General features: G+C 62.3%; 12 protein-coding genes. 3 read left to right on the top strand and 9 right to left on the bottom strand.

What is annotated here, in order from left to right; genetic code table 11:
- Nucleotides 1–4: 4 nt before the first annotated feature.
- From zwf to aroD, 3 genes are read left to right on the top strand one after another with little or no spacing between them, the layout of a single operon-like run.
- Nucleotides 5–1543: a glucose-6-phosphate dehydrogenase gene (gene zwf / locus E6X30_RS01120; protein ID WP_316335564.1), complete on the top strand. Its 1539-nt coding sequence runs from the start codon at nt 5–7 to the stop codon at nt 1541–1543.
- A complete protein-coding gene (gene pgl, locus E6X30_RS01125) occupies nt 1540–3237 on the top strand; it encodes a 6-phosphogluconolactonase (protein WP_016664604.1) in 1698 nt (565 codons plus the stop codon). Before zwf ends, pgl begins: the two co-directional genes overlap by 4 nt.
- A 55-nt stretch (nt 3238–3292) precedes the next feature.
- A complete protein-coding gene (aroD, locus tag E6X30_RS01130) occupies nt 3293–4069 on the top strand; it encodes a type I 3-dehydroquinate dehydratase (RefSeq protein ID WP_016664605.1) in 777 nt (258 codons plus the stop codon).
- Nucleotides 4070–4228: 159 nt separating this feature from the next.
- On the opposite strand, the gene secG is transcribed toward aroD, so the two are convergent.
- From secG to uvrA, 9 genes are all read right to left on the bottom strand, one after another.
- On the bottom strand, nt 4229–4471 hold the full coding sequence (gene secG / locus E6X30_RS01135) for a preprotein translocase subunit SecG (RefSeq protein ID WP_016664606.1): 243 nt from the start codon (nt 4469–4471) through the stop codon (nt 4229–4231).
- Between the two features lie 108 nt (nt 4472–4579).
- Nucleotides 4580–5362 (bottom strand): triose-phosphate isomerase, encoded by a 783-nt coding sequence (tpiA, locus tag E6X30_RS01140; protein ID WP_016664607.1) that lies wholly within the window; start codon nt 5360–5362, stop codon nt 4580–4582.
- 2 nt (nt 5363–5364) lie between these two features.
- A complete protein-coding gene (locus E6X30_RS01145) occupies nt 5365–6561 on the bottom strand; it encodes a phosphoglycerate kinase (RefSeq protein WP_016664608.1) in 1197 nt (398 codons plus the stop codon).
- A 147-nt stretch (nt 6562–6708) separates the two neighbouring features.
- Nucleotides 6709–7713 (bottom strand): type I glyceraldehyde-3-phosphate dehydrogenase, encoded by a 1005-nt coding sequence (gap, locus tag E6X30_RS01150; protein WP_061211973.1) that lies wholly within the window; start codon nt 7711–7713, stop codon nt 6709–6711.
- Between the two features lie 164 nt (nt 7714–7877).
- Nucleotides 7878–8861 carry a DNA-binding protein WhiA gene (whiA, locus tag E6X30_RS01155; RefSeq protein WP_316335565.1) on the bottom strand — a complete coding sequence of 328 codons (984 nt, stop codon included), beginning with the start codon at nt 8859–8861 and terminating at the stop codon, nt 7878–7880.
- Nucleotide 8862: 1 nt separating this feature from the next.
- The gene (gene yvcK, locus E6X30_RS01160; RefSeq protein ID WP_316335704.1) at nt 8863–9843 is read right to left on the bottom strand and encodes a uridine diphosphate-N-acetylglucosamine-binding protein YvcK; all 981 of its coding nucleotides are present in this window, start codon (nt 9841–9843) and stop codon (nt 8863–8865) included.
- A gap of 42 nt (nt 9844–9885) precedes the next feature.
- A complete protein-coding gene (gene rapZ, locus E6X30_RS01165; protein ID WP_070458847.1) occupies nt 9886–10788 on the bottom strand; it encodes an RNase adapter RapZ in 903 nt (300 codons plus the stop codon).
- Between the two features lie 13 nt (nt 10789–10801).
- Complete coding sequence (gene uvrC / locus E6X30_RS01170; RefSeq protein ID WP_016664613.1) at nt 10802–12718, bottom strand: excinuclease ABC subunit UvrC; 1917 nt, start codon at nt 12716–12718, stop codon at nt 10802–10804.
- A complete protein-coding gene (gene uvrA / locus E6X30_RS01175) occupies nt 12718–15552 on the bottom strand; it encodes an excinuclease ABC subunit UvrA (protein WP_316335566.1) in 2835 nt (944 codons plus the stop codon). Before uvrA ends, uvrC begins: the two co-directional genes overlap by 1 nt.
- Nucleotides 15553–15578 lie beyond the last annotated feature (26 nt).

Raw genomic sequence — 15578 nt, forward strand, 5'->3', positions numbered from 1 at the left:
CATAGTGAGGCAGAACGAAGCTGCACCAGGCAACCCTCTGCGCGATTCGCGCGACCGTCGCCTCCCCCTCATCGCTGGACCGTGCTCGGTCGTCATGTTCGGAGTCACGGGCGACCTCGCCCGCAAAAAGCTCCTTCCTGCAATCTATGACTTGCACAATCGCGGTCTACTCCCCCCGGCGTTCGGCCTCGTGGGCTTCGGTCGACGCGACTGGAGCCACGACGACTTCGCCGATTACATGCGCGAAAGCGTAGAGAAGTACGCACGCACCCCCTTCAACGAGCACGCGTTCGAACAACTCAGAGGCGGCCTTCGATTCGTCACGGGTGCCTTTGATGACACTGAAGCCTTCGAAGAACTCACGCGAGTGGTAAGCGAGCTCGACGACTCGAGGGGAACGGGCGGCAACCATGCCTTCTACCTCTCCATCCCGCCCAGCGCCTTCCCTCAGGTCGCGGAACAACTTGCACAATCGGGCCTCAACACTCCCTCCGAACATTCGTGGCGGCGCGTCGTCATCGAGAAACCCTTCGGGCACGACCTCGAAAGCGCACGAAAGCTCAACGACATCGTCGAAAAAGTCTTTAAGCCCGAAGAAATCTTCCGAATCGACCATTACCTCGGCAAGGAAACGGTGCAGAATCTGCTCGCGTTCCGGTTCGCGAACCAGATGTTCGAGCCCGTGTGGAACTCGCGCTATGTCGACCACGTGCAGATCACGATGGCTGAAGACATCGGGATTGGCACCCGCGCCGGGTACTACGACGGTATTGGAACCGCGCGCGACGTCATCCAGAACCACTTGCTCCAGCTTCTTGCCCTGACGGCCATGGAAGAACCCATCACGTTCGATGCTGCCGAGCTTCGCAATGAAAAAGAAAAGGTCCTCGCCGCAGTCGAACTGCCAGAGGATCTCGCCGAAGGCACCGCCCGTGGTCAGTACGTCGGCGGCTGGCAAGGCGGTGAACAGGTCAACGGCTACCTCGAAGAGAACGGTATCTCGCCCGACTCGACTACCGAGACTTTCGCGGCGATCAAGCTCAAGGTCAATACTCGCCGCTGGGCAGGCGTGCCGTTCTACCTCCGCGCGGGCAAGCGCCTCGGGCGGCGCGTCACGGAGATCGCGATCGTCTACAAGCAGGTGCCGTTCCTTCCCTTCCGCGATACCGACACCGTAGACCTCGGCCAAAACGCGGTCGTCATCCGCGTCCAGCCGGATGAAGGTGTGACAATGCGTTTCGGCTCGAAGGTTCCCGGTACCCAAATGGAGGTGCGCGATGTCAACATGGACTTCGCGTACGGATCGACATTCACGGAGGAATCCCCCGAGGCCTATGAACGCCTCATTCTTGACGTTCTGCGTGGCGCTCCTCCTCTCTTCCCCCGGCAAAAGGAGGTGGAGCTCTCCTGGAAGATCCTCGACCCCATCCTCGAGTTCTGGGATGAGCATATGCCGCCCGCCCCGTACCGTTCAGGCACGTGGGGACCGCAGACTGCACACGACATGATGGCCCGCGACGGCCGCACTTGGAGGCGTCCATGATTTCGACACTTGAGAACACGACAGCTTCGCAGATCGGCGCTAAGCTTCGCGATTTGCGCGAAGAGGACGGACTCATTTCCCTCAACCGCGTCGCGACGCTCGTCATCGTGACGCACACCGGCTCGCTCGACGAGCCGATCCAGGCCGCGGTGCGGGCAAGCCAAGAGCACCCAGCACGGATCATTGTGATCGTGACCGAGCACGACTCGGATCGCGATGCCCTCGATGCGGAAATCAGGGTGGGTACGGACGCCGGCGCCGGCGAGGTCATCATTTTGCGCGCGCACGGACGCGTGAATGCTGGCCTCGACACGCTCATCACGCCGCTTCTACTTCCCGATGCCCCCATCGTCACGTGGTGGCCTTACACTCCGCCGGCCTCACCATCGCAGGATCCGCTCGGTGCAATCGCGCAGCGCCGCATCACCGACGTCTACCAGTGCGAAAGCCCGAAGTCGTCCCTTCTGCGTCTCGCCCGCGGCTACAAGTCGGGTGATTCCGATCTGTCGTGGTCGCGCATCACCAACTGGCGCGGTCTCGTCGCAACCGCGTACGACTACCCGCCCGCCGACAAGCCGAAAGCCATCACTATCGAAGGGCTCGAAGACAACCCATCGTCGCTGCTCATGCAGGCCTGGCTCCAGCGCTCGCTCGGCGAAGATGTTCCGGTCGAATTCAAGGTCGTCAAAGCCGATCACGGCCTGAGCGCCGTGACCCTTCACCGCGACGACGGCGACATCCGCCTTATGCGCTCGAGTGAGGAGGGCATCACGATGAGCCTTCCCGGCAACAATGACGACCAGTTCGTGACGATGCCGAAGCGCACCATGTACGACCTCTTGAGCGAAGAGCTTCGCCGTCTCGACCCCGATGACGTGTACGGCGATGTCCTCGCCGCGGCATTCCCGCTGACCGGTGACCCGAACAGTTTCGCGGTGGGCAAGCCCGAGTCAACCGACGTTGTTTCGGACGACATGGATGCCGTCGTGAAGGCCGTGGCGAAGGACGCCGTGGCTCGGATCGCCGCCGCTATTGAGGAGCGCGGTATCGCCCACCTCGTTCTCACGGGCGGGCGTGCAGGAACGGCGACGGCGGAGCGCATCGCTATCTCGCTTGAGTTCGCTGAGGTCGACACGTCGAAGCTGCACGTCTGGTGGGGTGACGAGCGCTTCGTCGCAACCAAGTCCTCGGACCGCAACGATCGCCCCGTGATCTCGGCGTTGACGACCGGCGCGGGCATCCCCGTGTACAACGTGCACACGATCCCCGGTTCCGACGCCGGTATGAGCCTTGATGAGGCCGCCGCCTGGTACGGGCAGCAACTCACGATCCAGGGAAGCGACTCAGCGTTCACGACACAGGGCGAGGCCTACTTCGATGTGCTTTTGCTCGGGGTTGGCCCCGACGGCCACGTCGCCTCGCTTTTCCCGGAACACCGGGATGCTCGGGCGACATCGGCCTACGCGGTTCCCGTACGCAATTCCCCGAAGCCACCGTCGGAGCGCATTTCGCTTTCATGGCCTGTGCTCAATAGCGCGCGTCACGTGTCCTTCCTTGTCGCGGGCTTCGATAAGGCGCAGGCGGTAAAGACGGCGCACGGGAAGGTCGATGCTGCGGCCTGCCCGGCCTCGGCGGTGCGGGGTACGGAATCGACGACGTGGTTCCTGGACAAGGAAGCAGCGCACTTCCTGTAAGCCACGAGTGCGAGCCACAGCTGTGGATCGCGGTGAAGAAAGGCGAACGAAAGCCATGACGACGGGCGTGATGATCGGCGAAGTCAGCCTCGGTGAAGGCCACAGGACAGCGATCATCGCGCCCGTGCTCGGTTCAAGCGTGAGCGAACTGAGCGATCAAGCGGTACAGGCGCGAGAGGCGCCCGTGGACATCCTCGAGGTGCGTCTCGATCACCTCCTGGGCGAGGCCGACGTTCCCTTCGCCCAGGCCGAGGCCGCCATTATGGACGCGCTCCGCGCTGTTCGCGCATCCGCTCCCTCGCATCCGCTGCTCGCGACGATCCGCACGGCGAGCGAGGGCGGCACGTGGAGCGTTACGGACGACGTTTACGCCGAGCTGCTTTCGGCAATCGCAAAATCCGGTCTCGCCGAGGCACTCGACGTCGAGATCGCGCGGCATCCCGCTGCCATCAGCTCCGTTCTCGAAGCTACCGAGGCCTCTGGCATTCCCGTTGTCCTCTCGCGTCACTACTTCGAGGCCACTCCCCCGCGCGAGGCGATGCTCGCGATGCTCGAATACATGACGACCCTCGCACCCCCGCAGCGGGCCATCGCGAAACTCGCGGTCATGCCGCAATGTCCCGAGGACGTCCTCGCCCTTCTCAGCGCGAGCCTCGACGCGAAAAAGCGCCTTGAGCGCCCGCTCATCACGATCGCGATGGGGCATCTAGGCAGGGTAAGCCGGCTCGCAGGCGAAGTATTCGGATCCGACGCAAGCTTTGCCACCGTCGGCCCCCAATCCGCCCCGGGGCAGCTCAGCGCCAGCACCCTCGCGATCGTGCTTGATCGGTAGTTTCTCTTTCCCGTGGCCCACGCCGGTCAGCCGATTGAAGGGGCGAAGAGGAGAGTGAAAGCTGGCTCGAGGGAAAGAAAAACACCCGAGTGCCTTCGACATACACCCGGGTGCGTAAAGAATCAGTGTGGGAGAAACGGCGCGAGGCGCGCCAGGTCCCTACATGAATCGCTCAACCACGGCGATACCAATCGCCGAGCCAAGCCACACCACGCCCACGACGGTCGTAATGATGTTGAGGTTGCGTTCCGCAACGCCCGAAGAGCCCGCACCGGTCGAAATGCCGCCGCCGAACATGTCGGAGAGGCCACCGCCACGCCCCTTGTGCATGAGGATAAACATCATGAGCAAGAGGCTCGTGATCGCAAGAATCACGAAGAGAGCGATCTTGAGAATTTCCATGTCCGGGAGGTTCCTTCGGTTGACATAGGGGAAACGAGGTTAACAATACGCTACACGGCCCAGCCTAAGGCCGAGCCGCGTAGCGAGGTTATCACTTCGTGAGGGAAATCAATCAGCGACGTTGTAGGTGGCGATCTTCGCGAACTCATCGGCCTTGAGCGATGCACCACCAACGAGTGCACCGTCAACGTCAGCCTGCTGCATGAGGTCAACAATCGAGGAGGACTTCACGGAGCCGCCGTAGAGCACGCGCACCGAATCGGCAACCTCGTCGCCGAACTTCGTACGGAGCAGATCGCGGATCTCGCGGCACACTTCCTGCGCGTCTTCGCTCGTCGCGACTTCGCCGGTGCCGATCGCCCACACGGGCTCGTAGGCAATGACGATCTTCTTGACGTCCTCGGCCGAGAGGCCTTCGATGCCACCTTCGACCTGAGCGAGGGTGTATTCGACGTGCTTACCGGCCTTGCGCTCCTCGAGCGGCTCGCCTACGCAGAGAATCGGCGAAAGATCGTTCGCGAGTGCAGCCTTGACCTTGGCATTGGTCACCTGCTCGGTCTCGCCGTGGTACTGCCGGCGCTCCGAGTGGCCAACAGCTGCGTAGGTTGCACCGAGAGCCTTGAGCATCGCGCCCGAGACTTCGCCCGTGTACGCGCCAGATTCGTGCTCGGAAATGTCCTGACCGCCGTACACAATCCCGGAACCCGAACCATCGAGAACAGTCTGAACAGTGCGGATGTCAACAAACGGAGGAAGAACAGCAACCTCGACGGCATCGGTCTTGTGGCCGGCTTCCTTGAGGTTCTCGACGAGGTCCTCAAGGAGCGCCTGAGCCTCGATGTAGGTGAGGTTCATCTTCCAGTTGCCTGCAATAAGCGGGGTACGAGTCATGATCACTTCTCCTCAAGAATGGCGATACCCGGCAGCTCCTTGCCCTCGATAAGTTCGAGGCTCGCACCGCCACCGGTGGAAATGTGCGAGTAGCGCGCTTCGTCGAAGCCGAGATTGCGGATCGCGGACGCGGAATCGCCGCCACCCACGACCGTGTAGCCCGAGCATTCGGCGAGGGCTTCGGCGATAGCTTTGGTGCCGTCTGCGTAGAGTTCAAACTCGAATACGCCCATCGGGCCGTTCCAGAAGACCGTGCCGGCATCGCCGAGCTTCGAGGCGAACAGCTCGCGGGTCTTCGGACCGATGTCGAGACCTTCCTTGTTCGCAGGGATGTCGCTCGAGGGAACGACGTCGGCGGGGCCGTCCGGCCCGAAGTTTTCGGACACGACGTTGTCGACCGGAAGGACGATCTCGACGCCCGATTCCTCGGCGCGCTTGAGGTAGCCCTTCACCGTCTCCACCTGGTCTTCTTCAAGGAGCGACTTGCCTACCTCGTGGCCAAGGGCCTTCTGGAAGGTGTAGCTCATGCCGCCGCCGATGAGGAGGCGGTCGGCCTTGCCGAGGAGATTGTCAATCACGCCGAGCTTGTCGGAAACCTTCGAGCCGCCGAGAATCACGACGAACGGGCGTGCCGGCTCATCGGTCACCTTGCGAAGCGACGCGACCTCCTTTTCGACGAGCGAACCCGCCGCAGCCGGCAGGAGCTTAGCCACGTCGTACACGGACGCCTGCTTGCGGTGGACAACACCGAAACCGTCAGACACGAACGCATCGGCGAGCGAAGCGAGTTCCTTCGCGAAGGCTTCGCGCTCTGCCTGATCCTTGCTCGTTTCGCCGGCGTTGAAGCGGACGTTTTCGAGAACGGCCACATCGCCGTCACCGAGGCTTTCGACCGTCTGCTTGGCGCTCTCGCCAACGGTATCCGTCGCAAACGCGACCGGCGCCTCGAGGAGCTCGCTCAGTCGATCCACGGCGGGCTTGAGGGAGAACTTGGGATCCGGCGCGCCCTTGGGACGGCCGAGGTGAGCGGTCACAATGACACGCGCACCCTTCTCGCGAAGAGCATTGATGGTCGGCAGCGAAGCACGAATACGGCCATCATCCGTGATGGTCGTGCCGTCGAGTGGAACGTTGAGATCGGCGCGTACGAGAACGCGCTTGCCGGCGAGATCGCCGAGTGAATCGATGGTCTTAAGCATGGGTCACATCCTCATAAAAAGGGCGGGGTGGCGATTGCGCACCCCGGTGGAGCCTTTCAGCCCCAGGTGGACGAAGGGCCCGCGCCCACAGCGGTGCCGTGACGCGGACCCTTCGTTGAGGTACTCAAGAGTGAGCGGAGGGGAGAATCAGAGCTTCTCGCCCATAAGGACGGTCAGGTCAACGAGGCGGTTCGAGTAACCCCACTCGTTGTCGTACCACGACACGACCTTGACCTGGTTGCCGATGACCTTGGTGCAGCCGGCATCGAAGATCGAGCTGTGCGGATCGGTCTCGATGTCCTTCGAGACGATCGGATCCTCGGTGTAGGCGAGAACGCCCTTGAGCGGGCCCTCTGCGGCCTTCTTCACGGCAGCGTTGATCTCCTCGACGGAAACCTCGCGCTCAGCCTCGAAGGTGAGGTCGACGACCGAGCCGGTCGGCGTGGGAACGCGGAGCGCGTAACCGTCGAACTTGCCCTTGAGCTCGGGGAGCACGAGAGCAACCGCAGCAGCGGCGCCGGTCTTCGTGGGGATGATGTTGAGGGCCGCGGCGCGAGCACGGCGCAGGTCCTTGTGGGGCGCATCGAGGATGCGCTGGTCACCCGTGTACGCGTGCACCGTCGTCATGAGGCCCTTGACGATGCCGAATTCGTCGTTGAGAACCTTTGCAAGCGGGGCGAGGCAGTTGGTCGTGCACGAGGCGTTCGAGACCACGTGATGGTTCTCAGCGTCGTAGTCGCCCTCGTTCACGCCAACGACGAAGGTTGCGTCAACGTTCTTGCCGGGAGCCGAGATGATGACCTTCTTGACGGTATCGCCGAGGTGGGCCTTGGCCTTCTCAGCATCGGTGAAGAGGCCGGTCGACTCAACGACGACCTCAGCGCCAACCGACGCCCAATCGATAGCAGCCGGGTCCTTTTCCGAGAACACCTTGATCGACTTGCCGTCGATGGTGATCGAATCCTCGGTGGACTCAACCTCGCCGTCGAAGCGGCCGAGGATCGAGTCGTACTTCACGAGGTGCGAGAGGGTCTTGGTGTCGGTGAGGTCGTTGACAGCAACGATCTCGATGTCGGCGCCCTGCTCGAATGCAGCGCGCGCGAAGTTACGGCCGATACGACCGAATCCGTTAATACCAACCTTTACGGTCACAGTTCCTCCTTGGTGCACGGCGGCGTTTCCGCCGTGTGGGACTGGGCTTCGCGCACCTCCTTGTACGCATGGATCCCGCGTGTGCGGGGTGGCTCGATTCTATCAACATTGTGATGCGAGGCTCATAGGAACCTGGGGAGCCACAAGCGGCTCAGCGCGCTTTTTTATTCCGCATCTAACATTTCGGGACCAAGGTTTGCCTCGGTTCCAGGAATGCCGCGTTCCTCGGCAGTTTTATCAGCGAGGGCGAGTAGCCGACGGATCCTCCCTGCCACGGCGTCCTTGGTCATGGGCGGATCGGCGAGTTGGCCGAGTTCCTCGAGACTTGCCTGACGGTGTTCGAGGCGGAGAAGACCTGCGGCACGCAAGTGATCGGGAATGTCGTCGCCGAGAATTTCAATCGCTCTTTCGACGCGGGCGCCTGCGGCAACGGCGGCACGCGCCGACCGGCGCAGATTTGCATCGTCAAAATTGGCGAGGCGGTTTGCGGTCGCCCGTACTTCCCGCTTTGAGCGCTTGTCGTTCCAGAGCGCCGCAGTTTTTTCGGCCCCCATGAGTGCAAGCATGTGACCGATTGCTTCACCGTCGCGAATCACCACGCGGTCTGTCCCGCGTACTTCTTTCGATTTCGCTTGGATGCCGAGCCTCCGGGCCGATCCCACCATCGCAAGTGCGACTTCGGAGCCGGGGCAGGTGAGTTCAAGCGCGGCACTTCGCCCTGGTTCGGTGAGACTTCCGTGAGCGAGGAAAGCTCCTCGCCATGCAGCAGCCTGATCCTCTGTGCTCCCGCCAACGACGAGCGGCGGCAGGCCTCGTACGGGCCTCGACCGCGCATCGAGAAGGCCGGTTTGTTTCGCGAAGATCGCGCCATCGGAAATCACGCGCACGATGTAGCGCGTCGAGCGCCGGATCCCCGACGCAGCGAGGACGGTGACTTCGCTCGGGTGCCCGTAGAGATCGGCAACGAAGGTCTTGAGTCGGCGGGCACTCGCCGACTGGTCGAGTTCGGCCTCAATCGACACCCGGCCCCCCACGAGGTGGAGGCCTCCCGCGAAGCGCAAAAGGGTCGCCACCTCGGCTTTACGTGCGCTTACGCGAGTCACGTCGAGGTGGGAAAGCTCCTCCTTGACATCGGCAGTCAGGGCCATTTCAGTCCTTCCATGGGTGGGTGAAAACGCCATTAAACACGTCGCGATACGCGGTCGCGAGTCGAAGCGGATCGTGAGTGGGGGTTCCGTCACCCGTGGATACCGTGCGCATGAGAACGTCGATTCCACGGGCGTGGGCGGCGGCAACGAGGGCCTTTCCGCCGTCGCGTTCGACGGAAGGATCGGCTACAAGCGCATTGAATCTGAGCTCAGGGGCCGCGTCGCACACGATGGCGAGCAGATCAGTGCTCGTGAGGCCGACGGTTTCCGAGCGCCCCGCGGCGAGGTTCATCGTCAGCACTTTGCGTGCGTTCGTGTGCGTAATGGCGTCACGAAGTTCAGCGATCTTCACGTGCGGGAGGACGGAGGTGTACCAGCTACCGGGACCGATCACGAGCCATTCGGCCTCGTCGATCGAGTCGAGCACCTCGCGTGCGATCTGAGGTTCGGGCGGAATGATGCGCAGGTCCTCGACGTGGCCGGTGGTGGCGGCGACATCCGCCTGGCCGCGGATCGTGCGAAGTTCTTCGCCCGGGAAAGATACGAGCGCCTCGATATCGAGGGGCTCGAGCGCCATCGGAAGAACACGACCGGAAGTACCAAGAAGCTCCCCGACGTAGTCGAGTGCGGCGATGGGATCGTCGAGTAGCTGCCAGAGGGCGACGATGAGAAGGTTTCCGAGCGAGTGGCCATTGATCTCACCATCCGAGGTGAAGCGATGCTGCACGACATCGCGCCACGTCACTCCCCACTCCGAGTCCTCGCACAGGGCCGACAGCGCCATGCGGAGGTCGCCGGGTGGAAGGATCGGGAGCTCGGCACGCAGCCGGCCCGATGAACCGCCGTTGTCCGCGACGGTCACCACTGCGGTGAGATCACGGGTGAGGTGGCGCAGCGCGTTAAGACTCGCTGATAGGCCGTGACCGCCACCAAAGGCCACCACTTTGGGCCCCCGCGTGCGCGAACGCAGGGGCGTGGGCATGAGCGAGGACGTACGCCTCGGGACGTTGGCATTCACGGCGCTTTACTCTCTGCCGAGATCGCGGTGGCGCACGCGCACCGGGTAGCCAAGCTTTCGAAGCTCATCGCCGATGGTCTCCGCGACCGCAACGGAGCGGTGCTTACCTCCCGTACAACCGATGGCGACGGCAGCGAATTGCTTGTTCTCCTCGCGGTAGCCGCGCAGTACGGGAATCAACATCTCGACGTAACGACTGATGAATTCCTTCGCGTTCGCTTGCTCCAAAACGTAGTCGGCAACCTCGCTATCGATGCCGCGCTTGTCGCGAAGCTCCGGCACCCAGTACGGGTTCGGAAGAAATCGCACGTCGGCAACGTAGTCCGATTCGATGGGAATGCCGTATTTAAAGCCGAAGCTCATGACGTTGACAGTCACGGTGTGGTCGTCCCCTTTGCCGAACTCCTTGCGCATGCGCATCGAGAGCTGGTGGACGTTCAGCGGCGAGGTGTCGATGACGATATCGGCCATCCGTCGCAGCGGAGCAAGCTGCTCTCGTTCGCGGCGGATCCCTTCGAGCACGCCCTCCTCGCCCTGGAGAGGGTGGGGGCGTCGAACCGAGTCGAACCGGCGCACGAGCGTGTTCTGATCGGCGCTGAGGAACACGAGGCGCGTGCGCACTTCCTGTTTCCGGAGGTCCTGGATAACTTCGGGAAGGTCATTGAAGAAGGGGCCGGAACGCGGGTCGGTAACGACGGCGAAGCGATTGGCGCGGCCGACGGCCTGAGACTGAAGGTCGAACAGGGTGCGGATAAGTTGCGGCGCGATGTTGTACACGACGTACCAGCCCATGTCTTCGAGAGCATGGGCGGCAGTCTCCCTGCCTGCACCCGCAAGCCCCGTGATGATCACGATTTCCGGGGCGATACCGCTCTGGTCCGACGGCTGCTCTGTCTCACCGTTGCCCAGCTCTTGCTTGTTCTCACTCAAGAATCTCTCCCGTCGTCATGTTCACCGCGGGGGCCCGCTCTTCGGATTGTAGTGCGGCGTGGATATTCGCCGCGAGTGCAGGGCCAATTCCAGGGACGCCTTCGAGGTCCTCGACGCGCGCCTTGCGAATCGCGTCGACGGTCGTGAAACGGTCGAGGAGCGCACGTCGCCGACTGGGCCCCAGGCCGGGGATCTCATCGAGCACGCTTTCGTGCATCGAGCGGCCTCGTTTGGAGCGGTGAAACGTGATGGCAAAGCGGTGTGCTTCGTCGCGCAGGCGCTGGATGAGAAAGAGCGCTTCGGATGTGCGCGGAAGAATGAGCGGGTAGTCCTCATCGGGCAGCCACACTTCCTCGAGACGCTTAGCGATGCCGATCAGGGCAACATCGGTGATACCCAGTTCATCCATGACGCGTTTGGCGGCATTAACCTGAGGTAAGCCGCCGTCAACGATGATGAGGTTCGGCGGGTACGCGAATCGAGTCGCGGACGGATCAACCACGTCACCGTTTGCCCGGGCTTCCTTCTGCTCGAGGTGGTGGCGAAGCCGTCGACGCAGCACGTCCTGCATGCTCGCCGTGTCATCACGCGCTGCGTCCCCGGAGATCGAGAAACGGCGGTACTCGCTCTTGCGTGGGAGACCGTCTTCGAACACGACCATCGAGCCGACGACGTTTGTGCCCTGCGAATGCGAGATGTCGAAGCATTCGATGCGCAGCGGCGCGTCTTCCATATCGAGCGCTTCGCCGAGATCCTCGAGCGCTTTGGAACGGGAGGTGAGGTCGCCTGTCCGGCGCAGTTTCCCGAGTCGCATGGCTTCTTTCGCATTTGCGCTTACCGTCTCAAGAAGCGCTTTCTTTTCACCCCGCTGGGGCACCCGTATATCGATGCTTTGACGGTTAAGGAGCGCTCGAATCTCATCAGGACGGGACGGCATGTGTGTCACGAGAATCTCGTGCGGGGCGCGTGTATCGGTCCCCTCGTAGAGCTGCGTGAGCGCCCGTTCCATGAGCTCAGCCGGGCTTGAATCATCCAAGAGCTCGGCAACCCACCCTCGTTGACCCCGGATACGCCCGCCTCTCACGTGAAAGACCTGCACGCTTGCCTCGAGCTCGTCGAGTTCGAGGGCGACGAGATCGGCGTCGGTCGCATCTGCAAGCACCACCGAGTTTTTTTCCATGACCTTTTCGAGCGCGGCAAGGTCGTCGCGATATCGGGCTGCGGCCTCGTAGTCCAGCGCGGCGGCAGCTTCCTTCATTTTGGTGCGCCGTTCGCGAACAAAAGCCCCGGTATTGCCGTCCATAAACGCCACGAGGTTTTCGGCGAGTGCTCGGTGCTCCTCGATGCTTACGTTGCCTACGCACGGCGCGGCGCATTTGCCAATGAAGCCGAGTAGGCACGGCCTGCCCGAGCGTTCCGCACGGTTGTACACGCCCTGGGTGCACGTTCGCACGGGAAAGACTCGCAATAGCAGGTCGAGAGTTTCGCGAATGGCCCACACGTGAGCGTACGGACCAAAGGAACGATCCGTTTTGTGGCGCTCTTTGCGCGTGATCATCGCGCGCGGCACCTGATTACCCATCGTCACGACGAGGAACGGGTACGACTTGTCATCGCGGAACTTCACGTTGAAGCGCGGATCAAATTCCTTGATCCAGGTGTATTCGAGCGTGAGTGCCTCGACATCGCTCGTGACGACCGTCCACTGCACCTGGCTTGCGGTGGTCACCATTTTCTGGGTGCGCGGGTGGAGGTTCGCGAGATCCTGAAAATAGTTGCCGAGCCTTTGGCGAAGATTCTTCGCCTTGCCCACGTAGATGACCCTCGAATCGGGGTCGAGGAACCGGTAGACGCCAGGATCCGTCGGAATAGACCCCGGCGCCGGCCGGTACGTCGCCGGATCCGCCATTACAGGAGCTCCCGCAGGAACTGCCCCGTGAACGACTCGTCGACCTTCGCGACGTCTTCGGGCGTGCCGGTCGCGATCACGCGGCCGCCTCCGCTGCCGCCCTCCGGACCGAGGTCGATGAGGTAGTCGGCGCTCTTAATCACGTCCAGATTGTGTTCGATCACGACGACCGAGTTGCCCTTGTCCACGAGTCCCTGAAGCACCGAAAGGAGTTTTTTAATGTCCTCGAAGTGCAAGCCGGTCGTCGGCTCGTCCAGCACGTAAATCGTCCGGCCCTTCGAGCGCTTGTGCAGTTCGGCAGCGAGCTTCACGCGCTGTGCTTCGCCGCCCGAGAGCGTCGTCGCGGACTGCCCGAGCCGCACATACCCGAGACCAACCTCGACAAGCGTCGACAACTGACGGTGGATGGCGGGAACCGCCTCGAAAAACTCGACGGCCTCCGAGATCGGCATGTCGAGCACCTCGGCCACGTTCTTGCCTTTGAAACGCACCTGGAGTGTTTCTGAGTTGTAGCGTGCGCCATGGCACACCTCGCACTTCACGTACACGTCCGGAAGGAAGTTCATCTCGATCTTGATCGTTCCGTCACCGGCGCAGTTCTCGCATCGCCCGCCCTTGACGTTGAACGAGAAGCGTCCGGCCTTGTAACCGCGCACCTTCGCCTCGCTCGTTTGAGCAAAGAGGGTACGAATGCGATCCCAAACCCCCGTATACGTGGCCGGATTCGAGCGCGGCGTACGGCCGATCGGGGACTGGTCGACGTGGACGACCTTATCGAGGTGCTCGAGGCCTTCGACACGCGTATGTCGGCCGGGGACGACGCGAGCGCGGTTGAGGTTCTTCGCGAGCACACGGTAGAGAATGTCGTTGACGAGAGTCGACTTGCCGGATCCGGACACTCCCGTCACGGCGGTGAATAGGCCCAGCGGCACCGTCACATTCACACCCTGAAGGTTGTTTTCGCGCGCATTCACGACCTTCAGCACACGACCGGGGTCCACCTTCCGGCGCTCTTTCGGCACATCGATCGTGCGCTCACCACTCAGGTACTGCCCGGTGATAGAGCGGGACTCCTCGAGGAGCCCCTCGTACGCGCCCGAATACACAACCTCGCCGCCGTACTCGCCGGCGTTGGGGCCGATATCGACGATCCAGTCAGCCGTGCGGAGCGTGTCCTCATCGTGCTCGACAACGATGAGGGTATTGCCGAGGTCGCGAAGCCGAACGAGGGTGTGGATGAGCCTCTGGTTATCGCGCTGGTGGAGCCCGATCGATGGCTCATCGAGCACGTACAAAACTCCCACGAGGCCCGAGCCGATCTGAGTAGCGAGGCGGATGCGCTGTGCCTCTCCCCCGGACAGGGTTCCGGCGGCACGCGAGAGGTTGAGGTAGTTCAGTCCCACGTCGACGAGGAAGCCGAGCCGTGCGTGGATTTCGCGGAGAATCTCGTCGGCAATCACGAGGTCACGCGAGGAGAACTCGACGCCCTCGAGGAAGGCCTTCGCCTCGCCAATCGGAAGATCCGAGAACTCGGCGATCGACTTTCCACCGATGGTGATGGACAGGACTTCGGGGCGAAGCCTGCGACCCTGGCACGCGGGGCACGGCGCGTGACGCATGAACTGCTCGTAGCGTTCGCGGGCCCAATCGGATTCGGTGTCCTCGTGACGGCGCTTGAGGTAGTACATGACTCCCTCAAAGCCTGTCGAATAGCGGCGCTCGCGCCCGAACCGGTTGCGGTAGCGCACGTGCACTTTGAAATTGTGTCCGTTGAGAAGAGCGTCCTTGGCGTCGTCCGGGAGATCCTTCCACGGCGTGTCCATCGAGAACCCAAGCTCGCTCGCAAGGGCACTCATCACCTGCTGGTGGTGGTCGGCGCTGCCGAGGGTCCACGGCGCAATCGCCCCTTCCGCGAGCGTCGCCGATTCATCAGGGATCACGAGGTCCGGGTCGATTTCAAGTCGCGTGCCGATACCCGCACATTCGGGACACGCGCCGTAGGGGGCGTTAAAGGAGAACGACCGCGGCTCGATTTCTTCGAGCTCGAGAGGATGCTCGTTGGGGCACGCGCGCTTCTCAGAAAATCGGCGCGTGCGCTCGGGCGAGCCCTCAGGTTCATCCACGAAGTCAGCGATGACAACGCCGCCCGCAAGCCGGGTCGCGGTTTCCACCGAGTCCGTTAGTCGCGTGCGCGAACCGCTCTTCACCGCAAGACGATCAACGATGACCTCGATCGTGTGCTTCTTCGTTTTCGCGAGCGAGATGTCCTCCGACAGACGCATCACCTCGCCGTCAATGCGTGCACGGGAGAAGCCCTGTGATTGAAGGGAGCTCAAAAGGTCGGTGTGTTCGCCTTTGCGGCCCTTAATGACGGGCGCAAGAAGCTGGAAACGCGTACCTTCGGGATAGGCAAGAAGAGCATCGACCATTTGCTCTGCGCTCTGAGAAGAAATCTCAGCCCCGCACGTCGGGCAGTGCTGCACGCCCGTGCGCGCATAGAGCAAACGCAGGTAGTCATGAATTTCCGTGATCGTGCCAACGGTCGAGCGCGGGTTGCGGTTCGTCGACTTCTGGTCGATCGACACTGCGGGCGAAAGCCCCTCGATAAACTCGACTTTCGGCTTGTCCATCTGGCCGAGGAACTGCCTCGCGTAGCTTGAGAGGGACTCGACGTATCGGCGCTGCCCTTCGGCAAAAATCGTATCGAAGGCAAGAGAGGACTTTCCCGAGCCGGAAAGCCCAGAAAACACCACGAGCGCATTGCGGGGGATCTCGAGGTCGACGTTCTTGAGGTTGTGTTCGCGCGCACCGCGCACAATCAATGCATCAGTCACCTGGACAATTCTAGGAGCCGCTTCTG

Source organism: Dermabacter sp., from assembly GCF_032550575.1.
GTDB lineage: Bacteria > Actinomycetota > Actinomycetes > Actinomycetales > Dermabacteraceae > Dermabacter > Dermabacter hominis.

Bases quoted from the DNA above. Each gene is read 5' to 3' on its own strand.
- tpiA (WP_016664607.1), bottom strand. From the start codon at position 5,362: ATGACTCGTACCCCGCTTATTGCAGGCAACTGGAAGATGAACCTCACC.
- whiA (WP_316335565.1), bottom strand. From the start codon at position 8,861: ATGGCCCTGACTGCCGATGTCAAGGAGGAGCTTTCCCACCTCGACGTG.
- secG (WP_016664606.1), bottom strand. From the start codon at position 4,471: ATGGAAATTCTCAAGATCGCTCTCTTCGTGATTCTTGCGATCACGAGC.
- E6X30_RS01145 (WP_016664608.1), bottom strand. From the start codon at position 6,561: ATGCTTAAGACCATCGATTCACTCGGCGATCTCGCCGGCAAGCGCGTT.
- yvcK (WP_316335704.1), bottom strand. From the start codon at position 9,843: ATGCCCACGCCCCTGCGTTCGCGCACGCGGGGGCCCAAAGTGGTGGCC.
- uvrC (WP_016664613.1), bottom strand. From the start codon at position 12,718: ATGGCGGATCCGGCGACGTACCGGCCGGCGCCGGGGTCTATTCCGACG.
- pgl (WP_016664604.1), top strand. From the start codon at position 1,540: ATGATTTCGACACTTGAGAACACGACAGCTTCGCAGATCGGCGCTAAG.
- aroD (WP_016664605.1), top strand. From the start codon at position 3,293: ATGACGACGGGCGTGATGATCGGCGAAGTCAGCCTCGGTGAAGGCCAC.